At 60.2% G+C, this 21,551-nt stretch carries 18 protein-coding genes and 1 tRNA gene; 4 read left to right on the forward strand and 15 right to left on the reverse strand.

What is annotated here, in order from left to right; translation table 11 throughout:
• Positions 1 to 113 precede the first annotated feature (113 nt).
• From bcp to ACZ48V_RS05320, 4 genes are all read right to left on the reverse strand, one after another.
• A complete protein-coding gene (bcp, locus tag ACZ48V_RS05305; RefSeq protein ID WP_464542295.1) occupies positions 114 to 593 on the reverse strand; it encodes a thioredoxin-dependent thiol peroxidase in 480 nt (159 codons plus the stop codon).
• 126 nt (positions 594 to 719) lie between these two features.
• Positions 720 to 792, reverse strand: a tRNA-Thr gene (locus ACZ48V_RS05310).
• Between the two features lie 182 nt (positions 793 to 974).
• Complete coding sequence (locus tag ACZ48V_RS05315) at positions 975 to 1,769, reverse strand: VOC family protein (protein ID WP_464542297.1); 795 nt, start codon at positions 1,767 to 1,769, stop codon at positions 975 to 977.
• A 167-nt stretch (positions 1,770 to 1,936) separates the two neighbouring features.
• Positions 1,937 to 3,169 carry an FAD-dependent oxidoreductase gene (locus ACZ48V_RS05320; RefSeq protein WP_464542299.1) on the reverse strand — a complete coding sequence of 411 codons (1,233 nt, stop codon included), beginning with the start codon at positions 3,167 to 3,169 and terminating at the stop codon, positions 1,937 to 1,939.
• Between the two features lie 348 nt (positions 3,170 to 3,517).
• Between ACZ48V_RS05320 and ACZ48V_RS05325 the strand changes: the two genes are divergently transcribed.
• Both ACZ48V_RS05325 and ppsA read left to right on the forward strand, forming a co-directional pair.
• On the forward strand, positions 3,518 to 4,237 hold the full coding sequence (locus ACZ48V_RS05325) for a sialidase family protein (protein WP_464542301.1): 720 nt from the start codon (positions 3,518 to 3,520) through the stop codon (positions 4,235 to 4,237).
• 192 nt (positions 4,238 to 4,429) lie between these two features.
• Positions 4,430 to 6,808: a phosphoenolpyruvate synthase gene (gene ppsA / locus ACZ48V_RS05330; RefSeq protein ID WP_464542303.1), complete on the forward strand. Its 2,379-nt coding sequence runs from the start codon at positions 4,430 to 4,432 to the stop codon at positions 6,806 to 6,808.
• Positions 6,809 to 6,852: 44 nt separating this feature from the next.
• On the opposite strand, the gene ACZ48V_RS05335 is transcribed toward ppsA, so the two are convergent.
• The 6 genes from ACZ48V_RS05335 to ACZ48V_RS05360 form a co-directional block, all read right to left on the reverse strand.
• Complete coding sequence (locus tag ACZ48V_RS05335; protein ID WP_464542305.1) at positions 6,853 to 9,387, reverse strand: ATP-dependent helicase; 2,535 nt, start codon at positions 9,385 to 9,387, stop codon at positions 6,853 to 6,855.
• A gap of 185 nt (positions 9,388 to 9,572) precedes the next feature.
• Complete coding sequence (locus tag ACZ48V_RS05340) at positions 9,573 to 10,229, reverse strand: carbonic anhydrase (RefSeq protein WP_464542307.1); 657 nt, start codon at positions 10,227 to 10,229, stop codon at positions 9,573 to 9,575.
• Positions 10,230 to 10,343: 114 nt separating this feature from the next.
• Positions 10,344 to 10,697, reverse strand: a complete 354-nt coding sequence (locus tag ACZ48V_RS05345) for a P-II family nitrogen regulator (RefSeq protein WP_464542309.1) — start codon at positions 10,695 to 10,697, stop codon at positions 10,344 to 10,346.
• Between the two features lie 58 nt (positions 10,698 to 10,755).
• Entirely contained in the window at positions 10,756 to 13,284 is a 2,529-nt protein-coding gene (locus ACZ48V_RS05350) for a DUF2309 domain-containing protein (RefSeq protein ID WP_464542311.1), read from the reverse strand.
• A complete protein-coding gene (locus ACZ48V_RS05355; RefSeq protein ID WP_464542313.1) occupies positions 13,274 to 14,695 on the reverse strand; it encodes a proton-conducting transporter transmembrane domain-containing protein in 1,422 nt (473 codons plus the stop codon). Before ACZ48V_RS05355 ends, ACZ48V_RS05350 begins: the two co-directional genes overlap by 11 nt.
• A gap of 297 nt (positions 14,696 to 14,992) precedes the next feature.
• The gene (locus ACZ48V_RS05360) at positions 14,993 to 15,361 is read right to left on the reverse strand and encodes a Na-translocating system protein MpsC family protein (RefSeq protein WP_464542315.1); all 369 of its coding nucleotides are present in this window, start codon (positions 15,359 to 15,361) and stop codon (positions 14,993 to 14,995) included.
• A 475-nt stretch (positions 15,362 to 15,836) separates the two neighbouring features.
• On the opposite strand from ACZ48V_RS05360, the gene ACZ48V_RS05365 reads away from it, so the two are divergent.
• Together ACZ48V_RS05365 and ACZ48V_RS05370 are read left to right on the forward strand one after the other, a co-directional pair.
• Positions 15,837 to 17,342, forward strand: a complete 1,506-nt coding sequence (locus tag ACZ48V_RS05365) for an SLC13 family permease (protein WP_464542317.1) — start codon at positions 15,837 to 15,839, stop codon at positions 17,340 to 17,342.
• Positions 17,343 to 18,051: 709 nt separating this feature from the next.
• On the forward strand, positions 18,052 to 18,834 hold the full coding sequence (locus ACZ48V_RS05370; protein ID WP_464542319.1) for a hypothetical protein: 783 nt from the start codon (positions 18,052 to 18,054) through the stop codon (positions 18,832 to 18,834).
• 379 nt (positions 18,835 to 19,213) lie between these two features.
• Here the strand turns inward: ACZ48V_RS05370 and ACZ48V_RS05375 are convergent, their stop codons facing one another.
• From ACZ48V_RS05375 to ACZ48V_RS05395, 5 genes are all read right to left on the reverse strand, one after another.
• Positions 19,214 to 19,558, reverse strand: coding sequence for a DUF5615 family PIN-like protein (locus tag ACZ48V_RS05375; RefSeq protein ID WP_464542321.1), 345 nt, complete (start codon positions 19,556 to 19,558; stop codon positions 19,214 to 19,216).
• Positions 19,555 to 19,776: a DUF433 domain-containing protein gene (locus ACZ48V_RS05380; RefSeq protein WP_464542323.1), complete on the reverse strand. Its 222-nt coding sequence runs from the start codon at positions 19,774 to 19,776 to the stop codon at positions 19,555 to 19,557. The genes ACZ48V_RS05375 and ACZ48V_RS05380 overlap by 4 nt, the downstream gene beginning before the upstream one ends.
• A 2-nt stretch (positions 19,777 to 19,778) precedes the next feature.
• Positions 19,779 to 20,072 carry a DUF5677 domain-containing protein gene (locus ACZ48V_RS05385; RefSeq protein ID WP_464542325.1) on the reverse strand — a complete coding sequence of 98 codons (294 nt, stop codon included), beginning with the start codon at positions 20,070 to 20,072 and terminating at the stop codon, positions 19,779 to 19,781.
• A gap of 713 nt (positions 20,073 to 20,785) precedes the next feature.
• Positions 20,786 to 20,953 (reverse strand): hypothetical protein, encoded by a 168-nt coding sequence (locus tag ACZ48V_RS05390; RefSeq protein ID WP_464542327.1) that lies wholly within the window; start codon positions 20,951 to 20,953, stop codon positions 20,786 to 20,788.
• Positions 20,954 to 20,972: 19 nt separating this feature from the next.
• A complete protein-coding gene (locus tag ACZ48V_RS05395; protein ID WP_464542329.1) occupies positions 20,973 to 21,350 on the reverse strand; it encodes a putative toxin-antitoxin system toxin component, PIN family in 378 nt (125 codons plus the stop codon).
• Between the last annotated feature and the right edge of the window lie 201 nt (positions 21,351 to 21,551).

The raw sequence follows: 21,551 nt of genomic DNA on the forward strand, positions 1-21,551 counted from the left end.
AAAAGAGTGGGACAGTCGGAATGCGACGGTGGGGCGTCGCTACTCAGTTGCTAACTTAACCACCGTTGCATTGTTCAGCAAACCGGGCGCAACGCCCAGGCCAGCGCGCTCTACTACAGCCCTTCCCACTTCGAAAAGATCTCGTCGACATGCGCATCGGTTTTCGGGCGCTTAAACACGTGCCGGATCACGCCGTCGGGGTCGATAAGATACGTGGTGCGCTTGGTGCCGACAACCGTGTTGCCATACAGATTCCGCTCACCGTACACGCCGTACGTCGTCAGAATCTCGTGTTCGGGATCTGCCACCAGCGGAAACGGAAGCGCATACTCATCTGCAAACGCGGTGTGCGAGTCCACCCCGTCTTCCGATACGCCGATTACCGCAATACCGTGCTCCTGCAGGCGCTCATACCCGTCGCGCAGCGTGCAGGCCTGCTTGGTGCATCCGGGGGTGTTGTCTTTTGGATAGAAGTAAAGCGCCACCCACTGCCCGCGGTAGTCCGAAAGCATGAGCGGTTCGTCGTACTGCGTAGGCCCTGTAAAATCAGGCGCTTCAGTGCCTACGTTGAGGCGGTCGATAGAAGGAGGCATCGTGTACAAAGGGGAATAAGTAGCGTATGCGGATGAACAGCGCCGGGGCGTAACAGCCCCCGCGTAGCCAGGAGTACAACATGAATGCAAAAAGCCCTGCCGTCAGAAGGGACGGCAGGGCTGCAGAGCCAACGACCGGACTCGAACCGGTGACCTGTCCCTTACGAGGGGACTGCTCTACCAACTGAGCTACGTTGGCGGCTTTCTTTCTGTAGCTTTTTGTTTGTAGCACAGGATGCACGCGACGCTCTCACAAATGATCCAGTCAGTGTACAGGCAGCAGTGCAGTTTCATCATGGATTTACGGATGCGGGGCCCAGGTGCCCGTCTGCCGGTCCTGACGCGCTTTCGGGGCGTAGAGGGCCTGGCCATAGCAGGGCCTCACGTGCGATCAACAATCGCCTGCAGCTGGTCTAATGCGCGTTGGATAAGCAGCGCAACAAGCCGGCGCCGCACCTCGCGCTGATGGTCAAGGTAGAACGCAAACTCGTCCGCGGTAAAGTGGCCGGCAATCAGGCCCACGAGCGTGCGTTTCAGACGGCGGTCTTCCTTAAGCAGGTTGCGCACCTTCGCCGCCTGGTCGGCGCGGTCCATCTGTGCTACGCCCGTGTTGTACTTGGCCAGGTAGCGCGCCACCGTCGTCAGGACGAGCGGGTTCTGTAGCTTGCATAGCGGACGCAGCGTGCGGCTCTGGAACTGCTCCATGGGGCGCTGGTCGTCGGTTTCGACCGGAACGTGCGGGCGAATGCGCTGCACGGCGTCGTCGCGGGCTCCTGCATCGAGCCCCCACAGCTCGGGGGTGGCCAGCTCCACGCTGTTGCCTGCCGGGTCGCGCACGTAGATCGAGACCGCCTGTTCGTTGTGCGGCCAGGTCGTGCTGTCCTCAACAGGGATGCCGTGCTGGTTGAAGCGCGCTCGCCACGCATCCACCTGACCAAAAGGAACAGCGAGCGCAACGTGCTCGGCTCCGTCGGCGCCATGGGCGGGTAGCGATTCGGTCTGACGCGTCACTTCGGCGATGAACACGTGCAGGATGCCGTCGCCACACCGAAACGAGAGATGGCGATTAGGCTCGTCAAACACCACGGGCAGGTTTAGCACGGTACCGTAAAAGTGGCGCACCGCCTCCAGATCCGACGCGTACAGGCTGGTTTCGAGGATATGGGTGGGGCGCATAGGCAAGAAAGCAGTCAGGGAAAGCAGGGGGCCGAGCAGGTAGCTCGCGGCAGCGTACGTCTCCTGAACCGTCTTGCGAGACTGTGGATTCAATGCGCTAACGTCCAGTCCTCTTCATTGCATGAAAATCGATAGCTGAGGCGCCACGGCAGCACCGCACTGCAGAATCAGGCTGCCACGCCGTTCTTAACCACATCTGAGTCGGTAGGACCCTGCGCGTCGTAGCGCGCCACGAACGCATCGAGCCGGTCTGGGTCGTTGGCGCCGGGTAGCGGACGCGTGGCGGTCTGGCATTCGGCTTCTACGCCGAGCTTGCTGCAGATGCGATCTGACACGGCTTCGGCCATCTGGCGGTAGGTGGTGAGCTTCCCTCCCACGATGCTCAAGAAGTTCTCTACCCCGTCGTCGGCATGGTCGAGCACGAAAAACCCCCGCGAGATTCCACGGCGGTTGCTCTTCTGCTCGTCGGGCGCGTACAGCGGACGCACGCCCCACCAGGTGCGTACCACAGCGGCCTCAGCAACCGGGGGAAGCATCTTAGCGCATTCCTGAACCGACTTCTCGACCTCCCATTCGGCCTCCTCATACGCATCGGGGTCCGAGACGGAGACGCTCGTTGTGCCGAGAACGACCTCGCTCTCGTGAGGAACGATGATGTCGCCATCGTCGGGGTCGCGGCACCGGTTGAGGGCGGGGCCGAGGGCGTCGTATACTACCGAGATCATAACACCGCGCGAAGGTGCCATCTCGACATCGACGCCGGCCATCGCTGCCACCTGTCCGGCCCAGGCGCCCGTTGCATTAATGACATACTGCGGGGCAACCGTTGCATCTACGCTGCCGCCCAGCGTGGCCTGCGTGATGTGCCCATCTTCGATGGTGAGGTTCTCAAGCGGGGCATGAGGAAAAACCGTGCCGCCCTGCTCCTCGGCATCGGCAGCGTTGGCTGCGCTGAGGCGCGAGGGATAGACGACCCCGTCAGGGACCCACATGGCGCGCTCAACGCGTGAGGAGAGTCCGGGCACGACGCGCCGGGCTGCATTTCCGTCGAGCACGCGCGTCTCAATACCGATAGACTCGCAGGCCGCCCGCTTGCTCTCGAAATAGTCCGGGTCGTCTTCTGGAAGCTGAACAAACAGTCCCCCCGTGTTGCGAATGCACGCCCCAGCGATTGAGCGAAGTACGCGATTCTCTTCGATGCATTCTTCGGCACCGGTGCGATCGGCCTCGGCGTAGCGGGCCCCGCTGTGGAGCAGTCCGTGCGACCGGCTCGACGCCCCGCTGGAGAGGCCGTTTCGCTCAGCAAGCATCACGCTAATGCCACGAAGCGCAAGGTCGCGAGCAATGCCGGTGCCAGTCGCACCGCCGCCAATGACCAGTATAGTAGGAGCGTCTTCCATCGGAAGAAGGGGCTGAATAGGTGGGAATACGAGCGACCACCGTCACGCTTAGGCAAGCGTTTTAGAACGCTTTCAAAGAGTGAATGTGGATCTCCGTTTCAGTTTTGAGCACCTGTGTTGTTCACCGCTAAACACGGATAAGACAGGCATTTCACACATCTACTGCTTTCAGACACTACTTGCAGGTACTACTTGTAGATGCTGCCTGTAGTGTCCAGCGCATCCCGAAACCAGAAATCGTGATCTGATGTGTGATGTGGCATCTGCCGCTTCGCCTTCGTTTCTTGGAGAACACCATTCTTGGATTATACCATGCGTCGTGTCCTCAGCGCTCAGACAAACCGATCTATGCGATATCTTTCCGCTATGCTCATTGCATGCGCCATGCTCGCGCTGGGACCCGGGGCGTGCAGCACGCCGGAGGCGCCCGGGCTCGCGCTCTTGCCTGCTGAGGCGCCCGTTGAGGGCGAGACCTTCGCGCCCCGTCTTTCGGTGGATGCGGACGGTCGCCTGCTGCTGTCGTATCTATCTAAAACGGATGCCGGGCATGCGCTGCAATTTGTGCGCTATGACGGCAGTTCCTGGATGGCACCGCAGACCGTCGCCGAAGGAGACGACTGGTTTGCGAACTGGGCCGACACCCCCGGCGTGCGTCCGGTTGGGGAGTGGCTCTTTGCGCACTGGCTCGTGCGCAGCGGTCCGGTGGCCTACCACTACAATATCCACGCGGCCTGGTCGCCCGATGGTGGGGCTACGTGGGAGGATCCGTTCATCCTGCACGGCGAAGGGCGACCGGCCGAGCACGGATTTCTGTCGTCGGTGGTGCTTGACGATGGGGCGCTGGGGGTGACGTGGCTGGATGGGCGCTACACGGTAGACAACAGGGCACTTCACGACAACGCGATAAGCCACGATGCCCACGCGGCACACCAGGGCGCGATGAGCTTGCGCTGGGCCCGCTTCGAGCCCGCCGACGACGCCCGGCACGTGCGTATCGGAACGATCGCACCCGATGCGGAACGACGGGCGCAACAAAAAAACCTGACAGGTCGACCGCAGTGCCTGTAACCGACCCGTAAGAACATGCATGGCGTGCATCATTTTGAGGGTGCATTCGATATACTGAAAGCGCTTCCAAAAAGGTGAAAGTCTGCCTTAATGCAGCGTATACTGTGTCTTGTAGGTCGGGCTCTCGCCTTCTGCTCCTCGCTCGTTTAACAACCGCTCGTTTTACACCCGCTCGTTTAACCCTTCTGTGCTATGATCCGCTGGTTCGATACGCTTTCCTCTGATGACGTTGCCCTCGTTGGTGGAAAAAATGCTTCTCTTGGCGAACTTACGACAAATCTTGCTGAGGCGGGTGTGCGCGTCCCTTACGGATTTGCCACTACGGCCGATGTCTTCTGGTCGGTGTTAGACGGGGCCAATCTGCGGTCGGCCATTCTCGATCTGCTGCAGGACGATGCGAAAACGCCCGCCGAGACTGCCACGGAAATCCGCTCGCTGATTGAGACGGCCGAACTGCCTGACGCGTTTGTCGAGGCGCTCACCGAGGCCTACCGTGCGCTCGGCACCCGGTACGACGAGGAGAACGTGGATGTGGCCGTCCGCAGCTCAGCCACGGCCGAGGATCTTCCGGAGGCCAGCTTCGCCGGTCAGCAAGATACGTTTCTCAACGTGTCGGGCATCGATGCGGTGATCGCCGCCGTGCGGAAATGCTTCGCCTCCCTCTTTACCGAACGCGCTATCTATTACCGCAATGAACAAGGCTTTGACCATACCGACGTTGCGCTCTCGGTTGGCATCCAGAAGATGGTGCGGGCCGACCTCGGAAGTGCCGGCGTTATGTTCACGCTGGATACGGAGACCGGCTTCCCTGACATTACGGTCATCAACGCTGCATGGGGACTTGGCGAGGGGGTGGTCAGCGGTGAGGTGACGCCCGATGAGTATCGCGTTTACACGCCCTTCCTCGATAACAAAGCGCTCGCTCCCATCACCGGATACCAGCTGTCGCAGAAGGACCGCAAGTGTGTCTACGCAGCGGGCGGGTCGACGGAGGTGGTGCCGGTGCCTGCAGATGAGCAGCGCACACCCGTGCTCACAGACAACGAGATTCTCCAGCTTGCCCGGTGGGGCGCGTCCATCGAAGCACACTACGGACAGGCCATGGACATCGAGTGGGCAAAGGATGGCCAATCGGGCGATATCTTCGTCGTGCAGGCGCGTCCAGAGACGGTGCAGTCGCAGCGCGAGGCCGCCACGCTCCGCTCGTATACGCTCACAGAGCCGGGCGAGGTGCTGGTGCGCGGCGCAGCGATCGGAGATGCGATCGCTACCGGACCGGTATGCCGCCTGGAGAATCCCTCGCAGCGCGACAAGTTTGTGGACGGGGGCATTCTCGTGACGGAGCTTACCGACCCGGACTGGGTGCCGCTCATGAAGCGGGCCTCCGCTATCGTCACCGATCGCGGCGGACGCACGTCGCATGCGGCCATCGTGAGCCGTGAGATGGGGTTGCCGGCCATTGTCGGAACCGAGAACGCAACGGAGGTGCTCCAGAATGGGCGCGAGGTGACGGTGTCGTGTGCCGATGGCGACGAAGGACAGGTGCTGGACGGCACGCTGGACTACGACGTAGACGAGCAGGACCTGAGCACGCTTCCCGAAGTCAACACGCGGGTAATGATCAACGTGGCGAGTCCGCCGGTCGCGATGAAGTGGTGGCGTCTGCCGGTCGAAGGCGTGGGGCTCGCCCGCATGGAGTACATCATCAACAATATCATTGAAGTGCATCCGCTTGCGCTCACGCGGTTTGAGCAGGTGCAGGATGCGGAGGCCCGCAAAACCATCGAGCGGCTAACGGCCGGATACGACAATAAGCCGGACTACTTCGTTGAAACGCTGGCCCGGGGCATCGCCACCATTGCGGCGGCGCAGTATCCGCATCCTGTTATTGTGCGCATGAGCGATTTTAAGACCAATGAGTACGCCAATCTGATCGGAGGACAGGGCTTTGAGCCGGATGAGGAGAATCCGATGCTGGGCTGGCGTGGAGCCGCGCGCTATTACAGCGACGACTACGCCGATGGCTTCGCCCTGGAGTGCCGGGCCTTGCGTATGGCACGCCAAGAGATGGGATTCGACAATATCGTGGCTATGATTCCGTTCTGCCGCACGCCCGATGAGGGGCGCCGCGTGCTCGACCTCATGGCCGATCAGGGACTCAAACAGGGCGAACATGGCCTGAAGGTGTATGCCATGGCTGAAGTACCGTCCAACATTGTGCTGGCCGACCGGTTTTCTGAGCTCTTCGACGGGTTCTCAATCGGGTCGAACGACCTTACGCAGCTCACGCTCGGTGTAGACCGCGACTCGGATCGTCTGGCCTACTTGTTCGACGAGCGGAATGAGGCCGTCACGCGAAGCATCCGTCAGCTCATCGACACAGCGCACGATCCGGATCAGGGCCGCGCCATTCCGGTGGGCATCTGCGGCCAGGGGCCAAGTGACCATCCGGACTTTGCGGCATTTCTGGTCGAGGCCGGTATCGATACGATTTCTGTGCTCCCGGATAGCGTGGCCCGTACCATCCGTACCATCGCCGACGTTGAAGCGTCGCGCCGCCAGCCCGCGTAACGGCGCGGGCAGAAAAGTGGGCGGCCTGGCCGCTAAATACGCTGCTAAATACCATCCGCTACCGCATTCTTGCCCTGCTGGTATGCATCCGTAAACACATCTGTAAGGGGAGATGCGGATGGGGCGTCCTCAGAGGGGGGCTGGTCACCGTTTGTTAGAGCCGTGCCCGGACGCAGGTAGAGGGTCTCGCCCGAGGTGGTGCGGCGGGCCAGGTGGGCGGTGAGGGTGTCCCACGGGAACAGATCAAGCGGCACGTGCTGGTCGCTGCGCTCCGTATCCACAAACCCAATGCGTCGGTCGCGCTGGTACACCTCAATCCGGCCCGTCTGTGCGGAGGCGGCAAACGTGAACGGGCGTGTGGCCGACACCGACTCGGCGCGTTTGGCGACGGGGATAAGTAAGTCCGTGGCGTCGCCTTCCCGCAGCTTCTCTTTGACCGTCGCCTCGGCTTCATCAGCGCGTTCGATGAGGCGCTCCCGGAAGCCTGCGGGCGGATTCCACCAGGCGCGGACGTAACGCGCAAGCCCGAGGGTACCCACGGCCATGCAGAAGCGCACCGCATCTCCCGGCGTAAGCGACGCTGGATCGGTCTCGGCGACCGTCTGGAGCGTATCGCACTGCGCCAGGGTGGCGTCGGGGCGGGCCTCGTCCAGAAATGGCGAGCGAGGGTCCGCCGCCACATGCGAGAGGTGCAGCTCCTCCTGGGCCCGCGTTACAGCCACGTAGAAGAGGCGCCGCTCCTCTTCCAGCATGCGGGTATCGGATTCGGTGCCGGCGGGCGGAAACGTGCCGGTGTTGCAGCCGGGCACGAACACGATGGGCCACTCGCCGCCCTTGGCCCGGTGGATGGAGCGCAGCGTGAGCGTGGCCGCCGGATCGCTGTTGGCATGCGACCGGGAGATCCGGTAGATGGCCTGCAGCAACTCCTGCGCCGATGCGTATTCGTCGGCGAACCCGACAAGCGACTGTGCGGTGGCGACCCGGTTTTCGCCGACATCCCGAAACGCGCTCTGCTCCCGCAGGTGGTCGTCGTACGCGATGGTATCGATGAGCCACGAGAGGGTATCGGAGGCCGGGGCGTTGACGCGGTCGGTGAGCGATGAAGCGGTTTCCAGAAAATCCTCTACCTGCTCAACGGTGCGCTCGTGCATCTGATCGGTGTGTGCGGCGAGGGCGTCGAGCAGGGAGGTCTGCTGCGTTCGGGCCGCGCGCGCTACGTTCTGAAGCACAGCGTAGCTAACATATCGGTTGGGCGTGCGGATAATCGTCTGAAAGCGGTCGAGGTACGGCCCGACCTTGCGGCGATCCGCAAACCAGCCGCGCTCTTGCACGGTAGCTTCGAGCGTGGCCCAGTAGAGGTACTGCAGGAGCGTCTGCACTTCGGGCCGTTCGTAGAAAGGGGTGTTGCCTACGATGCGGTGCGGCACCTCGGCGTCCAGCAGCGCCTGCTCGATGAAAGGGGTCTGGGCATACTGGCGTACCAGAATCACGATGTCGGTGGGGGCGTGCCCGGCCCGCAGGTGCGACTGAATGGTGGATGCGATGCGGGTGCCTTCCTCGGCGGCATCCTGCGCAGCGGTGCACTGCGTGGTGCCTCCGTATCCCTTCGTACACTGGATGCGCTTCTCCTGGCGCTCGGTGTTGTGGACAATGACGCGGTTCGCAAGGGCAGTCTGCTGCACGGGCGACCGGAAGTTGTCGTGCAGCATATACTCCTCGGCGTCGTAGGCTGTGCCGAAGTCGAGAATGTACGACGGATCGGCTCCGCGCCAGGTGTAGATGCACTGGTCGTCGTCGCCGATGGCCATGTAGTTGCGATGCGGGGCGGTGAGTACGTCGAGCATGCGGTACTGCACGCGGCTGACATCCTGAAACTCATCGACGAGTACGTAATCGTAGGCAGACTGAGCCGCCTCGCGCACGGCCGAGAACCGCATGAGGGCCTCCCACCCTTCGCGCAGCATGTCGTCGAACGTGACCCAGCCCTCGCGGGCGCGCTCGTCTTCGGCGTAGCGGTAGAGCGTGAGGTAGTCGTCGTTTTCGTGGTCGGCCTGCGACGCGTGCTCCTGGGCGGATTCAGGCAGATGCGCAGCGCTGAGGTCGGCATAGCAGAGCTGACGTTTCCAGGCGCCGATCTGGTCGACAAGGTCGGGCTGGGGGATGCCAAGGTCGGCGACATCGATTTCCCGTTCGCGCGCCAGCTGCTGTAGGGCTCGTTCGGCGAGGTACTGCGCGGCGTGGGCGGGCGAGACGGACTGCGCGTCGAGCCGGGGCGGCAGGTGTTTGCGCGCTTCGGCGTGCTGGATGCATCGGCGCCCCAGCGCATGCAGCGTACGGCAGTCGACCCCGCGCACCCCGAGTGCATGCAGGCCGCCGTCGAGGTCGGATACGGTGGCCCGGCTAAACGAACTGGCCAGGATGCGCCCCGGCGCTACGCCGCGCTCCTTAACGAGATGGCGAATGCGATGCACCATCGCGGTGGTCTTTCCGGCGCCTGCCACCGCAAACACGAGCGCGGGCCCTTCGCCGTGCTGAACGATGCGCTGTTGGCTGGGCGTGAGGGTCTCAGCAGCGAGCATGGAAAACGAAAAGGTGAGAGGGTAGCGAAAGCCGGGTCTGTGGCACCGGTCTGTGGCACCGGGAAGCAGGCGTACCGGCGTGCAGCACACGAGAAGTGAGCTACCCATACAGACAGCAGCCACGGCAGGCCGTTCCAGAGCCCCGTTCCAGAGCCCCGTTCCAGAGCCCGGCATGCGGCGACGGCTTACCTGCTGGCAGACGGCTCGCGGGCTGGTTCGTTCTGAGACGGGGCGATGCGGTAGATGGCGGGCACCTGTTCGGGACTGTCAATCTCAACGCCCAGGTTCTGAATGAGTCCCTCAGAGAGATGGTAGACCCAGCCGTGTACGGTGAGGTCTTGACCCCGCTGCCAGGCTTTTTGGACGACCGTCGTGCGCGCAATGCCTTCCACCTGGTCTACCACGTTCAGCTCGCACAGCCGGTCCCAGCGTGCCTGCTCGTCCGCAAGAGCATCAAGTTCGCTGTGGCAGCGGTGATAGCAGTCTTTAATCGGGCGCAGCCAGTTGTCGATGAGCCCATGGTCGGTCGTCTCCATGGCAGCCTTTACGCCGCCGCACTGGTAGTGGCCACACACGACAATGTGGGGCACCTGCAGCACCTCCACCGCATACTGCAACACCGACAGCCCGTTTAGGTCGTCGTGGTCGATGCGGTTGGCGATGTTGCGATGCACAAACAGATCGCCCGGATGGCAGTCTACAATCTCGTTGGCAGGCACCCGGCTATCCGAGCAACTGATCCACAGAAAACGCGGCGACTGCCCATCGGTGAGGTCATCGAAGAAGTGGGTCTCGTGCTTGGCGGCCCACTCGCGGTTGCGCTTCAGCAGTTCGTTTGGCATAGCAACAGAGCAGAACATGAGGTTGACATAACAAGTGAGTGTTATGCGCTGCTGTCGCCGTTTGGTCCGCTTTGCGGGGAGCGCAGGGGCGTGCTCGTTGTTGTGCTTTGTGGACTACGTGTCGTCGCCTACGAACTTTTTGAGGCGAACCACCTGCGTATCCGATACAAACATAACGCCGGAGCTGCTCTCCAGCAGCGGGGCCATCCCGTCGATAATCGACTGGATCCGGTTTGCACCGCTCACCGCGAAAAACAGGACGAGCCCGGATTCGTCGTTGAACAGGAGCTGGCCTTCGTGGAAGCCGCTGGCGCCTTTGCCAGAGACGTTGCGGTGAACAGTGTAGCCGCTCACGCCCGACTGCTCAAGCAGGTCTTGCACGAACTCCTCGCGCTTGCCCTTGACGACAATCTCAATCTTCTTGAGCGGATGCAGTCTGTGTTCGGTGGGTTCGTTGGTATCACTCATAGCAGCAGTCTATTCTTTATACTTTTGCGTCGGCATAGGAGCTGGTAGATGCGTGTCGCTATACCGCTGAAGCGATCTCCGGCTCCGAGTCGGGCACTGATGTTTGCTGGTTCGGGGGAAAGCGATAGGGAGCAGCCGGGTCTGCGGAGGCTTCCCAGGTGCCGCCAGGATGGTAGTACTGCACAGTGTTTTTCTGTGTGGGATCCATGACCGAGAGGGCCATCCACTCATTGTCGAAGAGCATGCGGAGCTCCACGTTGCGCGTCAGGATGCGTTCGACGCGTTCCGTTGGCGCCTGCACCACGGCAAGCAGCCGCAGCGGATGATGGTAGGGCGTGTGGTCGTCGACCTGAAGCGATTGCAGCGGCAGCCCGGTCATGAGGTCGCCGCCGTTGCCCTGCCAGATGCCCACGTTGCCCATTACGTTGTGCGTGATCTTCGATCCGCTTCCGTAGACGGCGTTGTCGACCGTTGAGAAGTAGTATTGCGTGTTAATCCACTCGCCCACAACCAGCGGTCCGGTCATGATCGTCTCCAGCGCCGTACCGCGGGAATCGCTCTGCCAGTCATACGCATGCAGAAAGGAGCGTCCCTGCAGATTGAGGGAAGCGGTCAGCGCACGCGGCGCGATGATGAAGGAGGCGTTGCCAGAGAGCCCCCACTCCGGACGGGTCTCGGCCCAGTCGGAGGCCCGGCGCGCGGTGTCTGTTACGGCGTGTGCCGGACGTGCTCCGTTCAGCGTTGGGGCGCGCTCGGTCGTAGCTGCTTCCTGTGCGGTGCGCAGGTCGCGTTGAAGCTGCTCTACGATTGCGGCCTGCGCATCCGTCAGCGTATCCGTCAGGGCAGGTGGATGGAAGAGCCGCACCGCATCGGTTGTGGTGGTGTGCTCAGCAGCCAGAAACACCGTGTCGTCGGGGATCTCTATGCCGCGCGTCTGCAACATATCGCGCACCTCATCTTCGTTGCAGATGGCCGCCAGCGCCCGCGCATTGGGGCCGCCGGCATGTCCGGCACAGGCTCCGCAGTCAAGGCTCGACTGATACGGATTGTTCGCGGTTTCGCTGCCGTGTCCGGTGAAGACCACGACCGGCGCGAACTGCTTCCACCCCATCAGACGAAACGCTGCTTCGGCATAGTACGCCTTCTCCTCCGTGGTCATTCCAACGGGTAGGCCGTCGCCGTTGTCGCTTTCGCTGTCTTCAGAGCGGCGATCAAGCGAGAGGGTGCAGAACGTATCCGACGACGGAATGCGCTCGTCCCAGGCCTGGCGCCGGGTGCGCAGCCACCCAGGTACGAGCGTACGCGCCGCCATCGCCACGCCAAAGAGTCCGCCCGCCGCCTCCACAAAGCCAAATGCGGCAGCGATGTTGTTTTTGAGCGACTTAACGAGCTGTTGCCCGCCCTGCACCAGGGCCGCCCATCTGTCGTGCGTGTCGGCCGCCTCTGCATGTCCGCTGCAGGGGGTTTCGTGGATGCGGTGCCTGGGAGCCACAATCGGTGGACACGACGCAAAGCGGGTGTCGCTGCCATGCGCCTGGTACTGCATGGGAAGCCCGAAAAATCCCGCATAGCCAAACGTGTCATAAGGCCCAGTCTGTTCGAGGTGACGGCGGATCACCTCCGAGCGCACGTCGATGCAGAATACCAGCTGGGCATCGGGACGGGTGGATGCGGAGGCGTTATCGGTGTCCGCCGTACCGGATGCTGCATCCACAAGATCAGTCAGAAGCTGCCCACGGTAGGTGGCTTCCCACGCTTCGAGCCAGGGCGCTGCGTGGGGGGACGGCTGCTGCCCGTTTTCGGGGGCCGTCTTAAGGGGAGACGCCAGGTTGTCGGAGGCGTTGTTGGGGGGATTGCCGGGGGGAATGGAGATGCCAAGAGCCCGTGCGGTGTGCAGGCGTGCGGCCAGGTAGCCCGCCATGGTAATTGGATACGTAGCCTGCCAGGCGTCGTGGCGGGCCTGCGCGCGCCACTTGACGAAGGCTGCCCACCCCGGCAGGGCGGTCAGGTGATACTGTAAGATGGACTCCCACTGGGGCTCGTCGTAGCCTGAGAGCGCATCCGATAGCGCTTCGAGCGGACGTTCGGGCAGGTCGCGAAGCTGGTTGCGACGCGGGAGGCTTGTGTCGTGAGGGGCCACGGTGCGCCAGGCGGCGTAGAATCCGTTGTGGCGGTTGGGCATGGGCCAGGGTGCGTTTCCCTGATCCACAAACGCTGCGAGCCATTTCGCCATCGCGCGGTTTAGCGGGGCGTCATCAGCGGGAGGCTCGGCGCCCTCGTCAGCCGCACGCTCCATCCGGTTAAGCAGCTGCTCGGGCGTTGCCGTGAGGTCGTGAGCCTGCAGCCGATCAGACAGATGGTCGGGATCGATCGCCCCGGACTCCCACGCTGCTCGAAGCTGGACGGCCGTTGGATAGCCGCGCCCGCCATACAGGGCATTAGCGATGCGCACGGCCTCCTCAAACGGACGCTTTTCGAGTCCAGCCAGGGGGTTTGCGGCGATGTACGACTGAAGGGGCCAGCAGCGCCCGAGCACCTTGGCGGCGTTCTCGACACGGGCGCGAAGGGCAGACAGGTTAGTTCGCATGGTACTCGGGGCGGTGGGTGGTGACGGTAGAAGACGCGGGTTGCGACATGTTCAGCAGCAAGGTATAGAGGCGCGGACGCTCGCGGTGCCATCCGCGCCCAACAGCGACGTAGGCCAGTACGAACAGGAGGCCAACCACGCCGTGCAGCACAGAAACCTCGGCTGGAGCGACTTCCATGGGCAGTCCGGCGGTGAGTGCAGCGATGCCGTTGTACACGAGGGCATAGAGCACCAGGGCTGGAAGTACCACCAGCGGCACAGCCACGGCACGTGCTGCTGCTGTAAGTGCGGTGGAACGCAACATCGTCTGGGCAGCGTGCAGCACAGCCAGCACGATCACGAGCGTAAGTAGCAGTCCGCCATCGGGGGCGGTGAAAGACTTGCCTGTAAGGAGCATGAAGAGTCCGCCTCCCAGCAGAGCTGTGATACCTGTTACGACAAGTGCAGGAGCGCCGGATGCAGTCTGTTTTTTCGGTGTCGGCGACTTCATCGCAACGCCCGACCCTGAGCCCAGAAACAGGTAGGCTTTGTAGAAGCCATGCAGGATGAGGTGAGCAATAGCCGCAGCAAAGAACCCGAGTCCGCACTGCAGCACCATAAAGCCCATCTGCGCTACGGTTGAGCAGCCCAGCTGGCGCTTCACATCGACCTGAATGAGCATCCAGGCCTGAGACAGCAGCGCGCTGAGTGCGCCGACGCCCACAATCGCAAGCATGATGCCTGGCGAGGCAGCAACAACAGGAGCAAACCGTGCCAGCAGGAGTCCTCCGGCATTAACGATTCCGGCATGCATGAAAGCGGATACAGGGGTAGGGGCATTCATGGAGGAGAGCAGCCACCCATGAAAAGGGATGAGCGCCGACTGAATCATAGTGGCGCCGATCAGGAGAGCAGCTATGCTGATCTGCGTGCCCGCAGGCAGCATGTCGATGCGAGGCAGTACCTGCGAGATCGTATGGGCGCCGGTGTGCAGCGCGATCAGTCCGAGTGCCACTGCCAGCAGAGCGCTTCCGCCGAGGAACGACCAGCGCGCCCGGTGGGCAGCGGCTTGTGCCTGCGGCCAGCCCCGGATAAGTCCGATGAGGTCGGCCAGAAGCCAGCCCATCAGCGCCCAGCAGGCTACGAAAAGTGCCAGGTGGTCTGCTGCTGTTAGCACGAGAACGACCAGCGTAAGTAGAAACAGGCGCCCGTAAAACCGCCCGATGTGCTGACTACCGGCCATGTAGCGCCGAGCAAAGCTATGTACGATGCCGCTTACGAACGTGACAACGACAGCCATAATGATCGTGAGACCGTCGACGCGCAGCAGGGCGCCCAGAGACGTCTCAAGGCCCGTTGCGGCGTGGGTAACGAGAGCGCCTACGCTCACTACAAAGAGCAGCCAGATACATCGCGTGCTGAGTTGGGCCATCAATTCGGGGGGCAGTTACACAATCAGTTACGCAAAAGGTGGGGTACCCAATAAAAAAGCCGACTCGCAACACCACCAGGAGCAGTGTCGGAAGTCGGCGTACAATCGTTGCACCTGCTCAGCGTGAGCCTGTGCGTCGCTTGGGCCAAAAAGGTATGTAAGAGGGATGCAGAGCCGGCTCGCCCGTGTGGCGCTCCATCTCAACACCGATTCAGACGATAAGGGATGCACCTATCTGTCGCAAATAGATATGCATCTCTCACAGAAAATTTACGCATGGTCCTATCGGTGCTCTTATCAGCTGAAGTCCGCTTCCAGATCACGATTCAGGCTAAACACGAACACGCGTTCGCCTGTGCGTGCGCTGATATCGGTGTGCATACTGACGACCACGGCACCGGTCTCGTCTGCAACCAACTGACAGATCTCATCGCTGGAGCTTTCAATGAGGCGCGTACGCATCTGCTTGATAAGCTCCACGCCTCCGTTCTCGTGGCTGAGCTGCCGCTCGGCAGGACTCAAGATGCCCTGAAGCTGCACAACCACAAGGTTGTTGACAAGAAACGTGCGCGCCTCCTGCGGCCCACGTCCCAGATACTCGCGCTCGAACTTCGTAACCGTTTCGGTGATGGCCGCCTCAACTTGGCCCTGTGTGCGGTTTTCCATAGAGCGCAGGTATGTGCAGGTCGCGTTGGAGTTATAGGAAGCAAATTTAGGTAGCGGTTCAATGGTAGGTGATTGTCACGTAGGCTACTTCATCACAGTCCGTTGAACCCCCCTCTGTCTTCGAGCTTCGCCGCAGGCGTGATCCTGTGGACATCTCCCCCTGTCCAAGGGGGAGAAACCTGCAGGGAGAGGGGGGCGATCGAGACGAGGCTGCGATGTCAAATCGCTTCATCACGTAGCGTCTATCTACTCCCCAAATTTATTGTGCCCAACGGTTAAAAACGAATGCCGGTCCAATACAGTCCAATACAGTCAGATCCGCGCTCGGGTGTGCGTTGCGCACTCTGGGTCACAATCGCATGCGCTATCCGGAGGATACGGAATCAGTCTGCAGAACAGCAGGCGCCTCCATGAACGCAGTACGTAGTTTTTCATTACAAGACTATCGCTGCCTCATTATGTGCTTGCATCTCTTATGTCCGATATAAAGCCATCTACTTCTACATCCGCGCCCTATTCACGTCGGCAGCGCATTGGGCTCATTGCCGGACCTGTAGCGCTGGCAGTGGTGCTCAGCGTTCCTTCGCCCGACGGACTCGACGCGGCGGGCTGGCACACGGCGGGCGTAGCGGGGCTCATGGCCATCTGGTGGATTACGGAGGCGCTGCCGATTCCGGCGACGGCCCTTGTGCCGGTGGTGTTCTTTCCGCTGCTCGGCATCGGCTCCGTGAGCGATGCCACCACGCCCTACGCCAATCCGCTCATTTTCCTGTTTTTAGGCGGCTTCCTGATTGCCATTGCGATGCAGCGGTGGGATCTGCACCGGCGCATTGCGCTGCGCATCATTGCAACAGTAGGTACGGGTCCGAAGGCACTCATTGCAGGGTTCATGCTGGCCTGTGCGTTCTTGAGTATGTGGATCAGCAACACCGCCACGGCCATGATGATGTTGCCCATTGGCGTGTCGATGGTGGCCCTGGCGCGGTCGGGCGAGGGTGCATCTGAGGCGCAGGTCGACACCTTCGCGGTCGCGCTGATGCTAGCCATTGCCTACGCCTGCAACATCGGCGGCATGGGCACGCTCATTGGCACGCCGCCCAACGCGCTGCTGGCGGGCTTTATGAACGAGTCGTACGGCATCGACATCGGGTTTGCGCAGTGGATGGGCATCGGGATGCCGATAGTAGCGGTTGGCCTGCCACTGACCTACGGAATTCTGACACGCTGGCTTTACCCGCTGGAGGGCTTCTCGATTGCAGGCGGACGCGAGCTGGTGCAGCAGAAGCTGCAGGAACTCGGCGCAATGAGCCGCGCAGAGACGCTGGTGGCGACCGTGTTCGCCGGTGTCGCTGTGCTGTGGATGACGCGCCCGCTGTTGGAACCGATCGTACCCGGGCTTACAGATGCGGGGATTGCGATGGCCGGCGGACTCATGCTGTTTGTGCTGCCCGCGGACTGGCGCGCGGGCACCTTCGTGCTCGACTGGGCGTCGGCGGAGGACCTGCCCTGGGGTGTGCTCATTCTGTTTGGCGGCGGCCTCTCGCTGGCGCAGGCGATCGAATCGACCGGACTGGCCACGTGGCTTGGCGAGGCGCTGGGGATCATCGGCACCTGGCCCCTGCTACTCGTCGTGGTGCTCGTGACGGCTGCGATCATCGGACTCACTGAAATCACGAGCAATACAGCCACGGCGGCGGCCTTTCTGCCGATTATGGCCTCGGTGGCCGTGGGGATTGGCGAGAATCCGTTCTTGCTGGCCGTGCCGGTGGCGCTGGCGGCAAGCAGCGCATTCATGCTACCCGTGGCCACCCCACCGAATGCCATCGTCTTCGGCAGCGGCGACGTGAGCATCCCGCAGATGGCCCGCGCCGGTATCGTACTGAACCTGCTCTTCGTGGTGCTGATCGCGCTCGTCACCTACACGCTCGGCCCGCTCGTGCTGGGCATCGAACTGGGCACGTTGCCCGGGTGGGTGGGGTGAGCATGTCCCAATAGCATGCGCCAACGCCCTGCTGAGGCAGTAAAGCCCCAAATGTTACAAAAATGTTTTAATCTGTAAATTATTTGAATAAGAAAAAAAATTGCATACGATTTTGGTGTAGTATATAGTAAATATAAATCTAATCAAAGCATAAATCTGATATGTTATACAAACTTTTGAAAATAGCAGTCTTAACAGGCGGCCTTTTGGTTTTAGGAGGTCTCGGTAGCCCATCTACTACAGGCACAGCGTCACTCATGCAAGTTGAGACAGCCTGTGCGCAGTCTCCTGCTCCCACCAGCGTCAGGTGCTACTCGTCCTATACGAGCTGCTGGTGGAACTGTGATACGTTCTGGCGCTGCCAGCCAGATGGTGATTGCAGTTCGGTTTCAGGTCAGAATCCTTACGATTCCAGCACTTGTGGAGGTGGGGGAGGTGGCGATGAGCCAATTCGTCAATAATAGAAGATAAACCGAACAAATGCTCAAAACCCTCTATGCGCTACCTCCTACGTCCTGCTCTGCTGATACTCCTCTTTTTGTGGGGCTGTGAGACAGCAGAAGAAGCGCCAACGTCTGAAGAGTTATCATACGATACGCTCAGAACTGTTCACTCGGCGGATATTGGAGCTGGAGTGAACGCGCTGGGGCTCTTTTCCACGACTTCGCATATGATTGCGCTGAACCGTCCCCCCGGACCTCTCTTTTCCGTGTTTTCCCTTCCAGCTGTTGAGCCGCTTTACACGTGGGGGGTTCAAGGAGAAGGGCCTGAAGAGTTCAGTGCACCTGTTGCGGCAGCATCCGTAAACGTGTTTGGCGATACGATCCAGGTGGATGACCCCAATCGCCACATGGTGCGTACGTTTACAATCGGTGATGAAGCCTTCAAGCTCGTTGATGAGCGTCCGCTTCCTTATGACGGACAACGGGGGCCCTTGAACACGGTCACTCGGCTTGATTCACTCACGTACCTGGCCACGGTCGCCCCAGCTGGCGATGAACAGAGCGAGTTTTTGCTCCTGAATATTGCAGAAGAGGAAGCACGACCGTTTGGAACGTACCCCACAACAGATCTTGAGGGACGCGAAAAGTACCAGTCGTACATGAAACGGCTGGCGGCGAACCCTAACGGTAACGGCTTCATCGCAGTATATCTTACACATGATCGTGTGCGCCTGTATGATGATACGGGAACCCTTCAGTCTGACCGTGCTGATTTTAGCCACCGGGAAACGGAAGGTGCGTACCGGCTGTCGGCTGAGGGGATGGAGCAATATGCGTACGTGTTAGCTCCTTTTGCAGAGGAGGAAGAGATGTTTGAAGCCGATACGTACCGTCCCGTACTCGAAATTTGGGACTGGAGCGGACAGCGTGCCGAGGCATATGTTTTAGATGCTCCCATTCATCTTTTCACGGTGTCGGAAGCGAGCGGACACCTGTACGGATATTCCTTTCTCAAACCTGAGGAGGTTTTCGTGTTCGAGCTTCCGTGAGTGTTCGTTAGCGTGGGGCTACCTGGCAGTCAAGAGGCATTCGTGCCAGACGTAGAGAGAAGAGCGACTACGGAGGAACGGAGAACTGTTCGTTCCAGGAAGGTGGGTGTATATCGCTCTCCTGCTCAACCTGCTCTTCGTGGTGCTGATTGCGCTCGTCACCTACACGCTCGGCCCGCTCGTGCTGGGCATCGAACTGGGCACGTTGCCCGGGTGGGTGGGGTGAAGGGAGTGACCCGTTCAGAGGACAGCAGTGCACGGCCATCTACTTCGATGACGATTGGGCTTTGCCCTTCTTTGTGGTAGAAGAAGTCGGAGGCCGTGGTGTAACGTTCACAGTAGGACGCCTTTGGGGCTGCCGTGGGGGATTATGGAGTTTTTACAGATCCCCAATTTCTACGACCGTTTCGCCCCTTTCAAGCATCTCCACGGCCGGCTGAAGCGTCTGCTTGAGAATTGTTCGCATTCGCTGGTTGGATGTGTTGCCACATGTAACCCAGATCACATTCGGAGGTGGGCCGTGCCGATCGAGAAGGTTCAGAAAGTCGCTGTCTTTGCTCATCATGATAATGTTCGCTTCCCGAGCGGCCTGAAATATCTCCTCGTCCTCAGCATGGCGCAGGCCAACGGCCCGAACGGATTGGGCTTTGATGGCGTCGTACGTGTGATTAATCCACGCGGCAAGAGCAGGAGAGAGCTGCGCGTCGATCCAGATCTCGGTCATGCTGCTAAGACGGGATGGTCAACACGCCGACTTGCGTAGCGTAGCGAAGCTTCGATGTCTTCTTCCTCCAAATCAGGTAGTTCCTTTAGAATCTGGTCGCGAGAGAGGCCAGCAGCAAGCAAGTCGAGTATGTCTACAACTCGAATACGCATCCCGCGAATACAGGGTCGTCCACCACACTGGTTCGGATTGATCGTGATTCGCTTTTTCCAGTCCATAGCTAATAGCAAGGTGATGGCGTGTCACTGCAACAGATGAACGGATCGACCGGGAAAATGCTTCCGTGGCTCCATAACTGTGAACTCATCTGCCTGCCTGTAGCTTGATGAAGCGATATGCTTGCGCAGGCTCCTGGATCAGCAAATCCCGTATTGGACGGACCTGATAGCAGGACTTCATTTTGGTTAATAAGTCCAATGTCGTGAGCAATACTTTTCGGATTTGCATGAATGCTATGACTCGCCATGCGGTAAAACGGACGGAGATGTTCAAGTCCCACCTCGTGCTCCAGCAACTTGAAATCTACTCTTGATTCGTCAGAACGGTTTTCGTTTACGGCTTTGTGAGCCTAAGCATAGTCGCTCCAAAAGAAATGTACAACTTACCTTCCACAGCATCAAACATATTCCAAGACGCTCGGCAAGAGGATCATGGATGCCGTCCGTGTTCTTCGCATCCTGGAGCGCCGTTGGGGCCCCAATGACACATGCCGCCACAGCAACACTGCGACGGCACGGGCAGACACTCGTCAATAGAATTTTTCTGCCCGGCTACTGGCGTATCACACCTGAATGATTGGGGTTAGATGCGTATTTTCCCCTCCATCCTACCCTTCCTCCCCGAAGAGAAAGGAACCATAGGACGCCCTTATAAAGTCTCCCTCAGAGGAGGGGGGATTTGGGGGGAGGGATTCCATGTTCTCAAACGACCTAAACAATCACCTGTGACACAGCACTACATTATCACCGACGCTTTATTCGGGTTGACTGGACGGAGTTGTTGACGGGCTGATGGTACTTCGTGCAAAGCCGTCCCCGCAGTGATAGTTGGAACAGTGGGCCGTGTGGCTCGTGAACAGGTGTAGCTGCGGTTATGGGATTTATTAAGCGATCCCGTGCTGTAGCCACGCCCCGAAGTCTTATCAACTGTCGGGGCATTTTTTATGTGTAGCGCACTTCTTCACGTCTACTGCTATCAGTGTACACCGTTGATCTGTCTCTGCCTGGGTTATGCCGCCACAGACACAACCTTTCTTGCCCCCACTTTTTGCAGGGCCCCATCAATATCTGGGACAAGCGGAAGAAGCATTCCGTATTCGTTATCTGGAGCCATGATTGGTACGACACCAAGCGAACGGTCCTGCATGTTCTGCTGATGTTCGATTCCCTGATCCATCGTCAGGTGCAACGACAGGTTATAGTGCTTCCTCCTCCGGTGGAAATTCCTCGACGAATGCCCGTGGCTGTACGATGCGTCCGCCCCGAAACGGATCCAGCACCAGTAGGTCCTGATCTCCACTGACAATGACCTCTGCCTTTCCATCAAGAGCCAGTGCCAGGAACTTATCATCATCGGGATCACGGCTGGTCTCCACCGTTTGGGCAACGTCCACAAATGTTGCCTCGCGGTGGAGCAGTTCTTCAAATGCTTCTCGCTCTCCAGCTTTCAGATAGGCCTCGAACTTATCCCGGCCTGCCACATCGTCAAACTCGGTAACCGTCTGGTCCGAGACCAAGATCTGGTAATGGTCAAGCGCCGCATCCAGCGCATCCTGGAACGTACTGGTACCCACCAACGACGCATACCGCCGCAGCACGCTGCGACGGTATGAGGGAACGTCGTCGATAAAAGTATTCGGTAGCGGTTCAATATTAAGTGATTGACATGTGGTTTACGTCATCGCAACCTGCTCAAACCCCCTCTGTCTGCCGACATCTCCCCCTTGAAAAAGGGGGTTCGAAAAAGACAAAGCCGTGATGGCCAATCGCCTTAT

Source organism: Longimonas haloalkaliphila, from assembly GCF_055379825.1.